This is a genomic window from Imperialibacter roseus (genome assembly GCF_032999765.1).
Classification (GTDB): Bacteria; Bacteroidota; Bacteroidia; order Cytophagales; family Cyclobacteriaceae; genus Imperialibacter; species Imperialibacter roseus.
Map to the genome: position 1 here is coordinate 5480237 of NZ_CP136051.1, position 16306 is coordinate 5496542.

15 protein-coding genes are annotated in these 16306 nt (G+C 46.9%); 9 read left to right on the forward strand and 6 right to left on the reverse strand.

From position 1 onward, the window contains the following. The first annotated feature begins 255 nt into the window (after window positions 1-255). The 3 genes from RT717_RS23155 (at window position 256) to RT717_RS23165 (ending at window position 1684) form a co-directional block, all read left to right on the forward strand. A complete protein-coding gene (locus tag RT717_RS23155; protein ID WP_317488719.1) occupies window positions 256-543 on the forward strand; it encodes a hypothetical protein in 288 nt (95 codons plus the stop codon). Window positions 544-545: 2 nt separating this feature from the next. Further along, on the forward strand, window positions 546-1070 hold the full coding sequence (locus RT717_RS23160; RefSeq protein WP_317488720.1) for a GNAT family N-acetyltransferase: 525 nt from the start codon (window positions 546-548) through the stop codon (window positions 1068-1070). 89 nt (window positions 1071-1159) lie between these two features. Further along, window positions 1160-1684: a DinB family protein gene (locus RT717_RS23165; protein WP_317488721.1), complete on the forward strand. Its 525-nt coding sequence runs from the start codon at window positions 1160-1162 to the stop codon at window positions 1682-1684. 44 nt (window positions 1685-1728) lie between these two features. Here the strand turns inward: RT717_RS23165 and RT717_RS23170 are convergent, their stop codons facing one another. Next, on the reverse strand, window positions 1729-2484 hold the full coding sequence (locus tag RT717_RS23170; RefSeq protein WP_317488722.1) for an NUDIX hydrolase: 756 nt from the start codon (window positions 2482-2484) through the stop codon (window positions 1729-1731). A gap of 120 nt (window positions 2485-2604) precedes the next feature. Here RT717_RS23170 and RT717_RS23175 point away from each other — a divergent pair, with 120 nt between their 5' ends. The 5 genes from RT717_RS23175 to RT717_RS23195 all read left to right on the forward strand — a co-directional run bounded on the left by RT717_RS23175 (window position 2605) and on the right by RT717_RS23195 (window position 7946). After that, on the forward strand, window positions 2605-3384 hold the full coding sequence (locus tag RT717_RS23175) for a carboxylesterase family protein (protein ID WP_317488723.1): 780 nt from the start codon (window positions 2605-2607) through the stop codon (window positions 3382-3384). Between the two features lie 92 nt (window positions 3385-3476). Next, entirely contained in the window at window positions 3477-4961 is a 1485-nt protein-coding gene (locus RT717_RS23180; RefSeq protein ID WP_317488724.1) for an acyl-CoA synthetase, read from the forward strand. Between the two features lie 9 nt (window positions 4962-4970). Then, the gene (locus RT717_RS23185; protein WP_317488725.1) at window positions 4971-5096 is read left to right on the forward strand and encodes a hypothetical protein; all 126 of its coding nucleotides are present in this window, start codon (window positions 4971-4973) and stop codon (window positions 5094-5096) included. A 5-nt stretch (window positions 5097-5101) separates the two neighbouring features. Further along, entirely contained in the window at window positions 5102-6619 is a 1518-nt protein-coding gene (locus RT717_RS23190) for a sodium:solute symporter family protein (protein WP_317488726.1), read from the forward strand. 103 nt (window positions 6620-6722) lie between these two features. After that, entirely contained in the window at window positions 6723-7946 is a 1224-nt protein-coding gene (locus tag RT717_RS23195; RefSeq protein ID WP_317488727.1) for a hypothetical protein, read from the forward strand. 2 nt (window positions 7947-7948) lie between these two features. Here RT717_RS23195 and RT717_RS23200 read toward each other — a convergent pair whose 3' ends face one another. After that, window positions 7949-8626, reverse strand: coding sequence for a GIN domain-containing protein (locus tag RT717_RS23200; RefSeq protein WP_317488728.1), 678 nt, complete (start codon window positions 8624-8626; stop codon window positions 7949-7951). A gap of 160 nt (window positions 8627-8786) precedes the next feature. On the opposite strand from RT717_RS23200, the gene RT717_RS23205 reads away from it, so the two are divergent. Further along, window positions 8787-10781: a cation:proton antiporter domain-containing protein gene (locus tag RT717_RS23205; protein ID WP_317488729.1), complete on the forward strand. Its 1995-nt coding sequence runs from the start codon at window positions 8787-8789 to the stop codon at window positions 10779-10781. Here the strand turns inward: RT717_RS23205 and RT717_RS23210 are convergent, their stop codons facing one another. From RT717_RS23210 to RT717_RS23225, 4 genes are all read right to left on the reverse strand, one after another. Beyond that, window positions 10782-11747 carry a calcium/sodium antiporter gene (locus RT717_RS23210; protein WP_317488730.1) on the reverse strand — a complete coding sequence of 322 codons (966 nt, stop codon included), beginning with the start codon at window positions 11745-11747 and terminating at the stop codon, window positions 10782-10784. A 301-nt stretch (window positions 11748-12048) separates the two neighbouring features. Further along, window positions 12049-14247, reverse strand: a complete 2199-nt coding sequence (locus tag RT717_RS23215) for a TonB-dependent receptor (RefSeq protein ID WP_317488731.1) — start codon at window positions 14245-14247, stop codon at window positions 12049-12051. Between the two features lie 41 nt (window positions 14248-14288). Then, window positions 14289-15338 (reverse strand): ArsO family NAD(P)H-dependent flavin-containing monooxygenase, encoded by a 1050-nt coding sequence (locus tag RT717_RS23220; protein WP_317488732.1) that lies wholly within the window; start codon window positions 15336-15338, stop codon window positions 14289-14291. 38 nt (window positions 15339-15376) lie between these two features. Further along, the gene (locus tag RT717_RS23225; RefSeq protein WP_317488733.1) at window positions 15377-16291 is read right to left on the reverse strand and encodes a sterol desaturase family protein; all 915 of its coding nucleotides are present in this window, start codon (window positions 16289-16291) and stop codon (window positions 15377-15379) included. Window positions 16292-16306 lie beyond the last annotated feature (15 nt).

Genomic DNA, 16306 nt, shown 5'->3' on the forward strand with positions numbered 1-16306 from the left:
GTAAACTATGTATTGTTGAACTCCTGACACTTTAACAAACGGCTAAGTTACCTCAACCCTGTATACATAAACAAACATGGTTTACGTGGAAGTGTTAATTAATGTTAAAAACGGTTATAATATTGAAATCGATAGGTTTGGCTAGTCCCCGATGCACCGCAACAAATAGCATTTCATGTAGGGTGGATTTGATTCAACAATTAATTGACAGTCAGCTATTGAACACATATTTTCGAAAAAGAATAAAAGGAAACTATGACTTTCGACGAATACAAGGTATCCATTCAGGGCCAAGCTCCACCGTTGAACTTGAGTGAAGAATTAAAAGGGCTCTGGTGGGACGGAAAGGGCAGCTGGGACAAGTCGCACGAAACAGTTCAGGACCTGGATAGTGAAAACGCCGCCTGGGTGCACGCCTATCTTCACCGCAAAGAAGGTGATGTTTGGAACGCTGACTATTGGTACCGGCGAGCTGGCAAGGTGAGACCAAAAGTGACCCTTGACGAAGAATGGGAGCACATCGTGAAAGCTTTGCTGAACTGAACATGCGTAAAAATATTTCATTCAAAAGAGTCGGAACCGACCAGGCAGAAACCCTGCTTGACATAGCGGAGCTTACCTTTCGGGTGGGCTTCCAGCACCTCAACGACCCGGAGGATTTCGAAGCCTATATGGCAGAGGCCTTTTCGCTGCAGCAAACGAAAAAGGAACTGGGTACCGAGGGGTCGGAGTTTTACTTTGCCATCATGGGAGAGGAAGTTGTCGGTTATATCAAGCTGAATCATGGCGCAGCGCAAACGGACATCGCTACAGAGCCAGGCATCGAACTGCAGCGCATTTATGTAATGCCGGAGCATCAGGGGAAAGGAATAGGGCAACAGCTACTGGACTTTGCCATCGGTACTGGCAAAGAAAGGCAATTCCCTTACCTCTGGCTGGGCGTGTGGGAGAAAAATGATGGTGCCATCCGGTTTTACAAACGGCATGGCTTCCAGCAATTCGGTAGTCACACCTTTATGCTGGGCAACGACCCACAAACCGACCTTCTGATGAAGCTGCCATTGGGTTAATCTGAAAAGGTAACTTTAATTTATTCAAGAGCTTACCTTAATAATTTGAAAAAGGCGTATTTTCATACCCTTATTAAAATCCTACAACCATGAAAAAGAATTTTTTATTAACGCTGGCTTTCCTGGCCTTCGTTGCCAGCAGCAAATGCTTTGCCGTTGACCCGGCCTTCCTTGTGAAAGAATGGGAAAGAGCCAAGGCCTTCACTTTAGAGTATCTGGAAGCGATGCCAGCTGACAAGTACGGCTACAAGCCTACACCTGAGATCAGGTCGTTCGAACAGCAGCTGCTGCATTTAGCAGACGCCAACTTCGGCTTTACAGCTGGAATCACCGGAACGGCTAGCCCTGTTGAAAGAGGAGGCGCCGAAAAATCAGCCGGGAAATCGAAAGAAGTCACCGTGAAAATGGTGTCGGACAGTTATGATTTCGTGATCAATGCGCTGAAAGGAATGACTGCGGCTCAGATGGCCGAAACGGTTAGTCTTTTTGGTATGGACATGACCCGGGAAGTTGCCTTCGGTAAAGCTTTTGAGCATCAAACGCATCACCGGGGTCAAACTACGCCATATATCAGGCTGGCTGGTGCTACTCCGCCGAACGAGAAGTTATTTTAATACTTTTTAAAACCTTACTAAGTCTTGCGGCTTAGTAGGGTTTTTTACCAACTCCCTTTCAACCCAATTTTCAAGGCAGCGTTGTATTTCTTTACATCAAAGCTATAGAGATAAGGCGCTTTGTGTGCACCCCCTTTTCTTCTCTCGCCCAAATCTTTCAAAATGCCATAAGCGAGCATTTTACGTTGAAAATTTCTTCGATCCAGCTCTTTTCCTAAAATAGTTTCATACAACCTCTGAAGCTCTGGCATGGTAAACTTGACCGGAAGCAACTTGTGACCAATAGGCTGGTAGTTGATCTGAAATCGTAGCGTATCCAGCGCTTTATCCGCTATCTCCCGGTGATCAAGTATCATGTCTGGCAGCTCGTCAACGCTTTTCCATTCGCAGGCGTCAGAAATATCATCAGGCCGTGGACTTGCCTTCGAAAATTCTATCAGGGCATAGTACCCCATGGTAATGAATCGCTGTAAAAACCAGTGATCCTTCACCGGATCCCGGCCACTTTGTTTGAAAAGCTCAAGATCCATTTCGTGATCATGCCTGTCCGGATCCCCAAACGTGTAGAACTGTTTTAGGAAGATATCCTTCAACCCGGTTCTGTTCTCCAGCACTCTAATAGCCGCCAGGTCAATATGCTCATTCTTCTCTACGAAACCTCCGGGCAAGGCCCATTTGGAGGTGTGCTTCATTTTCAGCAGCAGCACCTTTAATTCATTTTCATGAAACCCAAAAATCACACAATCTACCGAAAGACCGGGGTGGTATTTTTCAGCAGCTTTATCCAGAAATTCCGACATTTTCTAACGTATTCAATCAATCCGGCAAGTAAGAAAAAGAATATTACATCATTCAAGTTTAAAAAGAAAACTGTAGGTTGTGTCACTAATACACATTTTACAATACCACCAACAAAAGTTATGAAGAAATTAGTTGTGCTGATCATACTGCTCACATCATTTAAGGCAAAATCGCAGGACTTCTCCCTTTTTGAAAAAAAAGAGTTTGTGAGCGAAAAAGGCGACGTGCTGCCCTACCGGGTTTTGTATCCGGAAAACTATGACAAGACTAAAAAGTACCCTTTGGTGCTGTTTCTGCATGGAGGGGGAGAACGAGGCACTGATAATGAAAAGCAGCTGGTAAATGGTGTGAAAGCTTTTCTGGAGCCTGAAAACAGAAGCAAGTTTCCCTGTATTGTTATAGCACCGCAGTGCCCCGAGGATAGCTACTGGGCATCGGTAAAGTTTGAACGAACCAAGTATCCGTTGGAGCTTGATTTCAACTATGGCTACGACATCACCAAAGGTTTGCAACTGGCCATTGGCCTTACGAAAAGCGTGATGAAAAGTGAGTCTGTCGATAGCAAGCGTGTCTATATCACCGGGCTCTCCATGGGAGGCATGGGGTCGTTGGAGGCTGTGTATCGCTATCCAAAAATGTTCGCTGCCATTGCTGCCGTGTGCGGGGGTGCCGACCTCAATGCCTACTCGAAAAAGCAGGCAAGAATACCCTTTTGGCTCTTCCATGGCAGTGTGGATGGCGTGATTGCCGTTGACAATTCAAGGAAACTTAACGAAAAGCTGAAGGAGATGGGGGCCGATGTGCAGTACACAGAATATCCGGGTGTCAATCACAATAGCTGGGAAAATGCATATGTAGAGCCTGGCCTGTTTCCCTGGATGTTTTCAAAAAGCAGGTAGCTTTCCCCGATCAAACCAAGCCGTCCCCAAGAGAAGTGAACACTTGTTGGTCGGGTCAATTTTACTTATGTTGTTAGTCTGGAACCTACTCAATGCTACAACTCTTTCAAAAGGCTAAAATTTACGCTCAGAAAACTGCCATTGTATCAAATGGCGGCTCCTACACTTACCAACAGCTTCTTTTTGCTTCTCAGCAGCTTGCCGCTCTCCTTCTGGATAGGACTTCTGATTTAAAGGAACAGCGAATTGCCTTTCTTGTGGAACCCGGTTTTGACTACGTCAGGGTGCAATGGGGTATTTGGCAGGCGGGAGGCATTGCGGTGCCACTTTGTATCACACATCCGCTTCCTTCCCTTCAATACGTCATTGAAGACACCGAGGCCTCGGCTATCGTGGTGTCGCCTTCCTTCAGAGAGGTTTTGCAAGGCTATGCAGAAGATAAAACCATTAGGTTCGTAGTGCTGGAACCTGAGAACGATCGCAAGTCAGCAGAACTACCTGAGATTGACAAGTCTCGCCGGGCGATGATTCTGTATACCAGTGGCACCACCAACCTACCCAAAGGGGTGGTAACAACGCATGCCAATCTGGAAGCGCAAATTTCAACGCTCGTGGCCGCCTGGGGCTGGACTTCTGCTGATCACACGTTATGCATTCTGCCACTGCACCACGTGCACGGCATCATCAACGTAGTCAGCTGCGCTTTATGGTCAGGGGCGGTCTGTGAGTTCTTGCCCTCTTTTTCTGCGGAAAAGGTGTTCGAACTATTTGCAGCCAGCAGGCTCAATGTGTTCATGGCAGTGCCCACTATCTATTTCAAGCTCATTGCCCATTTTGAAAGCCTTGATGAAGGTGAACAGCAACGACTCACCGCCGCTATGAAAAGGTTTCGGCTTATGGTGTCGGGCTCTGCCGCCTTGCCAGTTTCGGTAATGGAGAAATGGGAAACAATAAGCGGACACCGCCTGCTGGAGCGCTACGGCATGACCGAGATAGGCATGGCCATCAGCAATCCCTATGTGGGCGAAAGAAAAGCGGGATTTATTGGACTACCGCTGCCAGGCGTCAGTATCAGGTTGGCTGACGAGGCAAACATTAAACTGGCAGATACTTCTGAGCCCGGGGAAATTCAGGTAAAGGGAGCAAATGTCTTCAAAGAATATTGGCGAAAGCCCGAGGCTACGACCACATCTTTCACCACGGATGGTTGGTTCAAAACAGGCGATATTGCCGAGGTTGAACATGGCTACTACAAAATTCTTGGCAGGAATTCAGTGGATATCATTAAATCGGGCGGATACAAAATATCGGCCCTGGAAATTGAAGAAGTCCTCAGAAGCCATCCGGCCGTCAGCGATTGCGCCGTAGTTGGCCTTCCCGATGAAGAATGGGGGGAAACAGTGGCTGCGGCCATTGTTGGCGATGCCTCGCTCGACACTGAAGAGCTCACCCCCTGGCTCAAAGCCCGCATGCCGGGCTACCGGGTACCGAGAAAATACCTGTCACTTTCAGAGCTTCCCCGAAATGCGATGGGCAAAGTGACAAAAAACGACGTGAAAAAGCTTTTCAACACCTAACCCAACGCTATGAGCTTCTGGATCAGCTTTCCCTTTTGGATGATGCTTTTACTTCTTGTACTTAATAGCTTTCTGGTATCCGGCTTCAGCGATAGTATCAAAGACGATGACACCAACAACCCCGTGGAACACTGATCAACATGGACTACCTATCACAACACGGGCTCACGCTCCTTTTAATTGCGGTTTATGTAGGACTTATTATCTACATCGGCTGGCACTTTCAGAAGAGGGCTTCTCAAAATGTAAATGAGTATTATCTGGCCAACCGAAAAATCCCGGGTTGGGTAGTGTCCCTGGCCTTTTTCTCTACATTCATTAGCACCAGCACCTATATCGGTCAGGCAGGTGAGTCTTTCAAATACGGCCTTTCCTGGGCCTATGTAGCGCTGTTTTGGGTAGTATTTTGCATGATTTCCTGGCTGGTGATGGGGCCCAGAATGCGTAGTCAATCCATCCGGCTAAAGTCAGTAACGGTGCCGGATTATTTTCACCTGCGCTACCAAAGTAATCTCTCCAAGAGTATTCGGGTGCTCTCCTCCTTCATTATTCTTTTTGCCACGCTGTGGTACATGACTGGTATTGCCAAAGGTGGTGCCAATTTGCTCAATACCGTATTGGATGTCGACTATGGACTCGGTGCCTTTATCCTGATCTTCTTCACCTGTGGCTATACCATGGCAGGCGGCATGTACGGTGTGATGTGGACCGATGCCATCCAGGGGATCCTCATGTTCCTTGTGGCCATTATTATGCTGATTATCCCTTTCTACTTTGCAGGCGGTTATTCACCACTAATGGAGAAGCTCGCCAACCTCCAGCATGTAACGCCCGATGGCTCCCCAATTGGCGACGGCATGATGACGTTTGGGGGAGTAGCCAGCATGTACTATATTATTGCGATAGGCCTCACCATAGGCATGAAGCAGGTGTCCGACCCCAAGCTGATTATCCGGTTTTACTCCATCAAGGACAAAGCCAGCATGAAGTTTGCCATGACCTGGACGCCTATTTTCCTTGGTATTTCGCTGATTTGTGTGATGTGCGTGGGGGCTTTGGTGCATGTGATGGTGAGTGATGAAGAAGCTGCCTATCTCATCAATAATACGGATGAAGTTGTTGGCGTAATGTTCAACAAGCTCAATAACCCAACAGTAACTGGCATTTGTATGATGGGGCTTTTTGCTGCAGGCATGTCCTCGCTAGCCTCGGTCACGTTTATCGCAGGCACGTCTATCGTTAAAGACATTTGGAATATCTGGAAGCCGATGGAGGAACAAAAGATTGTGAGACGCACGAAGTGGGCCATGCTCGGCTATTGCGTAGTGGTGTTCCTTTTCACACTCTATCCTCCGGCGGGCGTGGTAGAAATGTCTTCCTTTGCAGGATCAGTCTTCGCTGCCAGTTTTTTTCCAACCATCTTTGGAGGCCTTTACCTGCGCTGGGGCACCGACATCGGAGCGCTATCCAGCATGGTGGCTGGTATGGTGGTGAATGTGATCTGGCGCTTCGGAATCCGGTTCAATTTTGAAGGCATGGAGCAGGTGCATGAGGTCTTTCCGGCTTTTGTTATTTCCTTTTTGGTGTACGTGGTGGCTAGTAAATTGACTTCAAATAGGGTACCTGACAAAGACCATCTGAAATTAGTTTTCAGCTAGAGTTTGTCGTACAGGTATTCATTTGCCTCTTCATATATTTAATAATAAGAATTTTCATTGAATTAGGCTTGTATTCTCTACTTTTGTCTTACATAGATACTGTATGAGAAATAAGGCTTTTTCAATACTAGTTTTAGTAACTACGGCCTTTATCATGGCCGGGTGCGGAAATGATATTGAGTCGCCAGCCAAGTCTACCTGGGGCAAAACTTTCGGTGGAGCGGGCGATGACTTTGGAATTGATATTAAGACTACTTCAGTTGGAGAAATTATTATACTTGGACAAGGTCAAAACTTAGCTTCGGATTCGTCATTTACAAGAGTCATCAAACTTTCCGCAGACGGCATCATCCTCTTTGATCGAACGATTAAAACAAGAAGGTTCTCTGTTCCAAATGGTTTGATGCTTAATGCCACAGATGAGATTATTGTCTTTGGCAAAACCTATGATATCGAAGGCGAGTCAAACTCCTATATTCTCAACCTGTCGTCTTCTGATGGATCAATTAACTGGGAAAAAGTTCATGACCTGGGAATCGGTGACGAAATAACGGGTATGATAGGAGGCGAGAATGGAAAGTACCTGGCTGTTGGAAATTTGAAAAATGAAGATGGCGGCTTTCCCGGAGCCGGCCTACAAATGAGTGTCGTTATAGAATTCAGTTCTACGGGCGACTTGCTGGGTTCCGGACATTATATTCGCTTCTACGATCCAGGATTAATTTCGAAAGGTATATCAATTGATAAAAATGGCAACTACCTCGTTCTGGCGGCGACATCCCCTAGCGTCTCACCATATGAAAACGACACTTACAGAGGCTTTTCGTACTTCTACATGCGCAAAGATAATTTTGGGCAAATATATTTCGCATATACTCTCGATTTCGAAATTGAAAACATCGCAAATAGTACCGGTTCCTATGCCCAGAAAATGGACGGCTCTGATGTAGCTTTTCTGATGGCTTCAGGCACCAGTGCTGGAGGAGCAAAATCTCAGACCATTCTGCATGAGCTAAATTTGTCGTCTTCCGATGATCCAATGAACGCTAGTTTTATTGACATATTCGCCAAAGACCTACTTCTAACTGCAGAAGGAAATTTCATTTTAGTTGGCGATCAGGCGTCTACCCGAGACCTGATGGTTAAAAAGGTGGGGCCGGGTTTGGTTGAGGAATGGTCCAAGGTATTTGGAGGTAAAAACAGGGACACTGGTAGCGGAATTATTCAGATAGGCGACTATTACTATATCTTAGGCAGCACCGAGTCAGAAGGGGCCGGGCTAAATGATATCTGGGTACTTAAGATTGACGCATCAGGGAATTTATAGTGCTAAACCCCAAAATTCACATACTCAACTTCCCGCTGCTGCTGCACCGCCTCTTCTGACATGATCACACCACCACTGCCTGTGTTCTTGATCACTTTGGACGGAGAGCCGTTGTAAATAACTCTCCCATTGTTAGTTGCTTCTATCTCCAGCGACTCGGTTGCATGTATGACGACCGATCCTTCATCCCAAATCCTCACTTCTGCACTCTTTGACTCAAGCCCTGACCCATACAGTCTGCCCTTCTCGGCCATCACATGCAGGTTTTCCACTTTACCTTCAAGCTTTACAGTACCCTTGAGTAAATCCAGGCTCAAGCTTTGTCCGTTTACGTGATGCATATAGATGATTGACTCCTGTGTCGACTCGATACGTGCCAGGTTAGGGGAACCGAGCTTCAAATTAATCGGGCCAGCCACAGACTTGCCTTCCTTCGCAGAAATAATCAATGTTTCTCCCAGCAGCTCCCATTTTAGGTTTTCAAAATCAGCCTCTGACACCACCAAAGTTCCATGAGAAGGCTGGCTGGCATCCACCTCAATATTGGCCTGAACATCGACAACCAGGGAGGTGTAGTGGCCAAAGTCCCTTTCATGAGCTACATAATCGTTTGACTGCGACATTGATGGTGCAGCACTCAGAAGGCTAACGCCAATAAAAAAGGCTGAGAGTAGTTTCATAGTGGTGGAGATTTAACTTCAATATGATCATAACAAGTAAAGCGAGTGTCACCCTTGCGTTAATTTATGTCAATTTTTGTCACCAACTGACACTGAACTATTTCACTCACGCCAACTTCCTTGCCCCAGCTTTTAGTAATTTGCACCCAACAAAACCACTATGCAGATACCGATTCTTACTGAAATAGTCATCATCCTTGGCATTTCGGTGGTGATGATTCTCATCTTCAACCGCTTCAAGCTGCCTTCCATTTTAGGTCTTTTAGCTACCGGCATGGTGGCCGGACCACATGGCATGGGGCTCATTCAGGCCTCTCACGAAGTGGAGATGCTGTCGGAGATTGGTGTGATTTTCCTGCTTTTTGTCATTGGTGTAGAGTTTTCTTTCAAACATTTAACATCTATAAGGAAAACAGTATTTGTCGGCGGAACCGTGCAGGTGGCTGGCACCATTTTGGTCACATTTGGCATTGTTTACATGTTTGGGCTGTCGTTCAAGGAGTCGATTTTTGCAGGCTTTCTCGTATCGTTAAGCTCCACCGCCATCGTGCTAAAGCTGCTGCAGGAAAAAGGCGAGATCAATACCCCTCACGGCCGCATTGCCCTGGGCATTCTGATTTTTCAGGACATCATTGTCGTTCCGATGATACTTTTTACCCCTATCATCGCCGGTAAAACCGGAAATATTGGCGAAACCATTCTCATTTTGCTGCTTAAAGTGGTTGCGGTAGTCGGGCTGGTGCTAATCATGGCTCGCTATATTGTTCCAAAACTGCTTTTCAGGGTGGCCCAGGCAAAAAGTCGTGAGCTCTTTATTCTGACGATAATTGTCATCTGCTTTGCTACAGCCTGGCTTACGTCCTCCATTGGTCTGTCGCTGGCCCTGGGTGCATTCTTTGCTGGCCTCATCATTTCCGAATCAGACTACAGTCATCAAGCCACTGCCAATATTCTGCCTTTCAGGGAAATATTTATCAGCTTCTTTTTTGTGTCGATCGGAATGCTACTCGATCTCAAATTCCTTTTTGACCACCTTAGCGTCATTTTACTATTAACCTTTCTAACACTTTTAGGAAAAGCGCTGATTGCAGGCTTCGGAGCGGTGCTGCTCAGGTATCCCTTCCGAACGGTTATTCTTTCCGGTCTCATGCTCTGTCAGGTAGGAGAATTTGCCTTCCTGTTGTCGGCAACAGGTATCGAAAACCAAATTCTCAGCCCATTGACGTATCAATATTTTCTCAGTGTGTCGCTGATCACCATGGGACTTACGCCATTCATTCTCAGTTACGCTTCCAAAATTACCGATGTGGTGCATAGCAAAACGCCGAACCCGCTGGTAAGAAAGATTCAGGCACTGTCGTCGGATGTTGAAGCAGAAGAGCCCGACGAGCATGAACTGAAGGATCATCTGGTGATCATTGGGTACGGTATCAACGGAAAAAATGTAGCGAAAGCAGCAAGAAAGGCCGCTATTTCTTACGCCATCGTTGAAATGAACCCGGCCACTGTTAAACAGGAGAAAGAAAGAGGGGAGCCGATAATATATGGAGACGCCAGTGATGATGTGATTTTAAGGCACGTCCAGATTCAGTCAGCCCGGGTGGTGGTCATCGCCATATCGGATCCTTCTTCTACCAAACGAATAGTCGCTAAGATCAGAGAGTTCTCCAACACGGTGCATATCATTGTTCGCACCCGCTACATCAACGAAATTGAAGAGTCGAAAAAGCTTGGAGCTGACGAGGTTATTCCGGAGGAATTTGAAACCTCCATTGAAATTTTTACCCGGGTACTTAGGCACTACCTGGTTCCGCTAAATGAGATAGAGGCCTTTACGCAGGAGGTTCGCTCAGGCAGCTATGAAATGCTCCGCAGCCCGCTGATGAGAACCGAGCAGGCAGCAAAAAATCTCAGCATTCAGGACCTGGAGATGGCATGTGTTGTATTGGAACGGGAGGATAGATCAATCGTTGGAAAAAGCATTGCAGAATCGAGAATAAAAAGCCGCTACAACCTCTTCATACTGGCCATCCAAAGAGGGCAAGAGCTGCTTACCGACATAGACGGAGACACGGAAATCAGGCTCGACGACAGGCTGTATGTGTTTGGTAAACCCGTTAACATCCTGAAGCTCAATCAGAAGGTAAAGGTATGACTAGCCCCTGTAAACAAGGTAAACTATGTAGCCCACATAAAGGAGAACAAAAACAATTCCGTTTACCCTGTCTATGGCATTGCGCCTGCCTGTGGTGAGCGACAAAATCATGAGCGCACTGGCTACTATTAACACCAGAATGTCGGCATTGTTAACCAGAGAAAACTGCAGAGGTTTAATAAAAGCGCTGATCCCAAGTATCCAAAGAAGATTAAAAATATTTGAGCCTACTACGTTGCCAACTGCAATGTCCGTATTGCCTTTATAGGCTGCCATCGCCGAGGTAACCAGCTCCGGCAAAGAGGTGCCAATGGCAACGATAGTTAACCCAATAAAAGTTTGCGACATGCCAAAATACTCCGCCATAGCTACGGCTCCGTCAACCACCCACTTACCTCCCAAAAACAAGCCGAGAATGCCAATGCCAATGTAAAGCACCGACTTTGGCAACAGCATAATTTCCACATGCTCCGTACTTTGTATCTCCTGCTCCTTGTTTTCTCCGGCAATTTTGAAAATATAAGCCATAAAAAGTGCAAAGAACGCCAATAGTATCAGGCCATCCCAACGACTAATGCTTAATGTTCCCGGGTCGCCAAACAAGGCGGCGTTGGCCAGGTAAGCAACCAGTAATGTGGCGGTCAGTGAAAAAGGTATTTCGGAAAGTACAGTGTTTCTCTGAATGGGTAGCGGGCTAATAATTGAAGAGATTCCGAGAATCAGCAAAATATTGGAAATATTGCTGCCTATGATATTGCCGACAGCAATGTCTGCGTTACCGTCGAGGCTGGCAAAAATATTTACTATCAACTCCGGCATGGAAGTGCCAAAGGACACAATCGTCAGCCCAATAATAAAATCCGAAATATTGAATCGCTTCGCAAGTGAAGAGGCCCCTTCAACCAGCAAATCAGCCCCTTTAATCAGCGCCGGAAAACCCAGCACAAAAAGTAAGTACGTTAACATAAGTAGTCCAGTTGATGGCTCCCCTGCAGCATATTCCCCACAAAAGAATAATTAAACTAATTCCTCTAATAGTACTAAATACTTGCGTGTGTAATAAAAGTAACCTCCTTGTCAGTTTACAAAAAATTGTTGTGAACCATATCAAAAAGCCTCAAATGGTCGATTTCACGGTAGTTATAGTTGAATTTGAGGTAGTTAGTCCTAAAGATATCATATTGCCATCGAAATACTATAATTGAAAAAAAATTCCTTATTCAAAGAAGCAATATCACTTATCGATGCAATAAATGCCGCTGGGTTTTCAAAAGTGAAAGATAAAACCTCCATTTGAAACAAATCCGTCAGTAGGGGCCCAAACCTCAGCAAAAGCAGGGTTGTTGTAAGGGGGAGTTACCATGGACTGATACCTCGATTGCCGGGTGTCAGTAAAATTTTCAAAGTTGAGGAACACACTAAACTTCTCCCATTCCTTCATAGCCATTATGCCCATGATCCAGAAGTCCGGAGTAGACGACCTGTCGTATCGGTACTGGCTTCCCGTATAGTAAAGCTCGTAGCCGATACGAAACGATTCATGTTTTTCGTACATCAACACAAAACCTGCAGCATGCTTTGGTGTTATTGCCTTCTGGCGGTAGCCCGATCCTTCATCAACATTTACCTGAGTGAGAGCGTACTGCAAGAATAGCTTCCAATGATCATATCCGAGCTTGAGGTTACTTTCAAAGCCCTTACTAACGACAGGCTCTTGCCTGTTGGAAAGGTAATAATTAGTGAAGCCATCCATCTCAACCTCATTCAGGAATACGGGCTTGTCAAGCTGAGTTAAAAAGAAGAGTTGGTTGGCCGACAGTGTCCAGTCGTCTCCGAGGGCGGTTCTGAAATTGACATCAAAATTTGAGCCCCACGACCTTTCCATTTCGGGCTGCTGATTGAGGGCGTTGTAAGGCAGCACCCTGGTGAAGGCCCTTTGCTCAGCCTCCTCAAGGAAAATGGTCGGCAGTTTGTAACCTCTTCCTCCTCCCAGGCGCATGGTCAACTGCTTTGACGGCTTGACCATCCAGGAAAACCGGGGAAGCAAAACAGCGCCATACTCATTGTTAAAATCCGTGCGAAGACCCAACTCCAGGGTGTTTTGCTCAGAAACTTCCCAGGTGTCTTGTGCAAATACTCCAGCTGTCAAAAAGTTGTATGATCTGTCCACATCTCCCAAGCCAGGCATAAAGTTGTCGCCTGGGTCTGAAAAATGGTCGGACACCAGGTTCATACCCGTAACCAGTTCGTGTTTCGCTACCTTAAAATTATAAGCCAACTCAGAAAATGAAGCCAACTGCTCACCATAAAAACTATAAATTGGAGAGTCGATATTCCTTGCAAACAGGTTGACACTGTTTTTGAAAGACCACTGTGAACCGTTCGAAGTCGTATGCACAAAGTTGATCAACGACCCGAGCCTTCCTGTGTAGTTCTCTTCACTAAAACTACGGCCGCTTACGCCTTCATTTTCAATCGCTACTATATCGCCTCCTTCTCTGGCTTCATATGAGCTGTTCAAGCCTATGCTTAGCGTTGTGCGTTCGGATGGGTAGAAAAACACCTTCGGGTTGAGCGCTATACCCCGCACTCTCGGAATATCAGAAAAATCGTCTTTGTTTGGGTCGTATGGCTGCTGACGATTAGCGGAAGCATACAGCGTGAAGCCCCTTTTTTCATTCCGGCCCGACAAGAAAGTGTTGAGTGTGGTGCCGCCTGCCGTAGTTTGGTTGAGCATGACGCTGCGCTCTGGCTCGCTACCCGGCGTTTTCGAAACCAGGTTTACCAGGCCGGCAATAGCACCGCCGCCATAAAGAGTAGAGGCGCTGCCCTTGATTACCTCCACCTGCCGAAGATCCAGTGGGGGAATTTGCATGATGCTCAACCCGCTGGAAAAACCACCGTACAAAGGAAGTCCGTCCCGAAGTAGCTGGGTGTAGCGACCATCCAGTCCCTGTATTCGAAGGGTTTGGTTGGCTGAGTTGGTAGAAGTCTGCTGCATTTGAATACCTGAGCTCTCTCTCAGCAGCATGGCAATGTTCGTGGAGTTCATAGCGGCCTTTTCATCCAGCTCTTCTCCGGAGATTACCTCCATCCTGATGGGGATATCCTCGATGGTTCTGCTGCTACGGGTAGCAGTAACGATTACCTCATCAAGCGCCTCCTCGGGTTCCAAATTGAAAACCAGCTCATTTGTACCCGTCACTACCTTTCTCTTTACAGAAGAATAGCCAACGAAAGATGCCACTAAACTTATTGGTTCAGTACCGGAAACGGTAATTTGACCTTCTCCATTCAAGTCTGTTATCGTTCCTTGTGTGGTTCCCGCTATTTGAATGGTAGCGCCTACAAGAGGTTCTTGTGTGTCGGCGTCGAGCACCCTGACTTTAAGAACAGATTGTGCGGAAACTTCAGTGGCGAAAAGCAAGACCCCAAAGAAAAAAGCATAAAAGAAAGACCGTTTCATCCGGCAAAGGTAGGCAGCCGGTATTTGCAACAAAACAGTATTTACACGTATTCTTTGATTTCTTCTACAGTGGATTTTGCAGACCGGCCAACGCCAATAAGCGTGGCCGAGGCGAAGCCCGTCCATTGGCCGTAACCCACCAGCCAAAGGCCTGGCACCTCGGCCGACCGGGTGGCAACCGTTGCCACTTTCCCCGCACTAACATTGAGGGCCAAGCCCTTGAGGTGGTTCAACGCCGGCCGAAACCCGGTGCAGAAAATCACACTGTCGACGAGTAGCTCCTGGCCATTCACCAACATAATTCCCAGATCCGTGAAATGATCGATTGGCGGGTAAGCCCGCTCCAATACTCCTCTTTTCCTGGCTTCTTTTACCGGCGGAACCATCACCACATCCCCAAGCGACGGCGGAGTGAATTCCCTCCCTGCCTTTTTGGCTTCATACATTTGAGTGGCTGCATCGAAAAGATAACGTCCGTCTACCTCATCAGGAAGGAACTTCGGCGGCTTTGACGTGACCCAAAAAGTCTGCGCCACCTTGCTCACTTCAGCAAGTATCTGGGCACCAGAATTCCCTTCGCCGACAATTGCTACCTGTTGGCTCTTGAATGGATCCGGTCTTTTGTAGGCAGTGGAATGGAAAACCTTCCCTTTGAATTTGTCTCTTCCGGGCAACTCCGGCACCCACGGATTGGCAAATGATCCAGTGGCAGACACGACCGTCTTCGACTGGTAAGCTCCTTTGCTGGTAACAATATCAAAACGCCCTTCTGCCTTTTTTACATCTTTTACCGTCACACCTCTTTGTACGGCGAATTTATATTTCTCCTCGTACTTTCTCAGGTAGTCGATCGTTTCGTTGCGGGTGGGATAATAGTCGGGGCCGCCAGTCATGAGCACGCCGGGTAGTGAGCTCCATTGCGCAGGCGAAAACAAACGGAGCGAGTGCCAATAATGCTGCCAGCTTCCGCCGGCGTTGTCGCTGGCGTCAAGAACAACATAATTTAAACCGGCCCTATTCAGATAATAAGCTACAGCAAGGCCACTTTGCCCTCCGCCAATCACAATGACGTCGTACACAGTTGGAGTCATCCTGCAAAGAAAAGAATTTGCGAGGAAAAGGAGCGCAGTTACTTCGTGGGCTCTTTGCCAGCACTCACTTTCTCCCTCTTGTGCTCCGGCACTATTCCATGAAGGTTCTGCCCCACAAAATCGTGTGGAAACTGCTCCACGCCGGGGAAACCTAGCTTAATGTCCCGACCGTCGTAAGGAATATAATCTGTTTTGAACAGATAGTCCCAAATACTCAGCGTGATCCCAAAATTAACCCCATAGCCCCTCTCCCTAGGAAGGTCGTAGGCATGATGCCAGATGTGCATTTGAGGGTTGTTGAAAAGGTATTTAAAGGGCCCTAATGGCACTTTTATATTAGAATGATTGAAGTGCCCAACAGCCAGGGTAAAAATGTGAATAATGAAGAAGTCTCTCAACCCAATTCCGATCAGCGCCAACGGAATATACTCGATAGTGCGGTACACCACGTTTTCCATCCAATGGTAGCGAAGGTGGGCCGCAAAACCCATTTGCTCCACGGAATGATGAACTTTGTGAAACTCCCAGAGCCAGGGCGACCGGTGAAGCAAGCGATGCACCCACCATTGCACAAAGTCACGCACCACAAACCCGATCAGCAGGTGCGACCACATGGGCCACTTCATTACCTCAAAGGCCAAAAGGTTGTTGATACCGATAACTGCCAGGGCGTCGTTAAAAAGATTGACAACCGAGTTGGAGACAGCATTGTAAATAATGAGCGAAAAGAGAAAGAAGTTAAAGAACATGTAAAAGAAGTCCAGCCAGAAGTCCTTTCTGAACCTGGACTGATCCTTCCTCCAGGGCTTCACCCATTCGAGAATGAAGAAAAAGGCGGATACCAGCAGCAGCCAATAGAAATAATTGTGCCAGCTAGGGTGTAAAATCTCGTTGACCAGATAGTTCCAGTAACCCGTATACGAGCCAACGATGATGTTCCAATACTTTTCCACTTTCTCTTAGCTGAT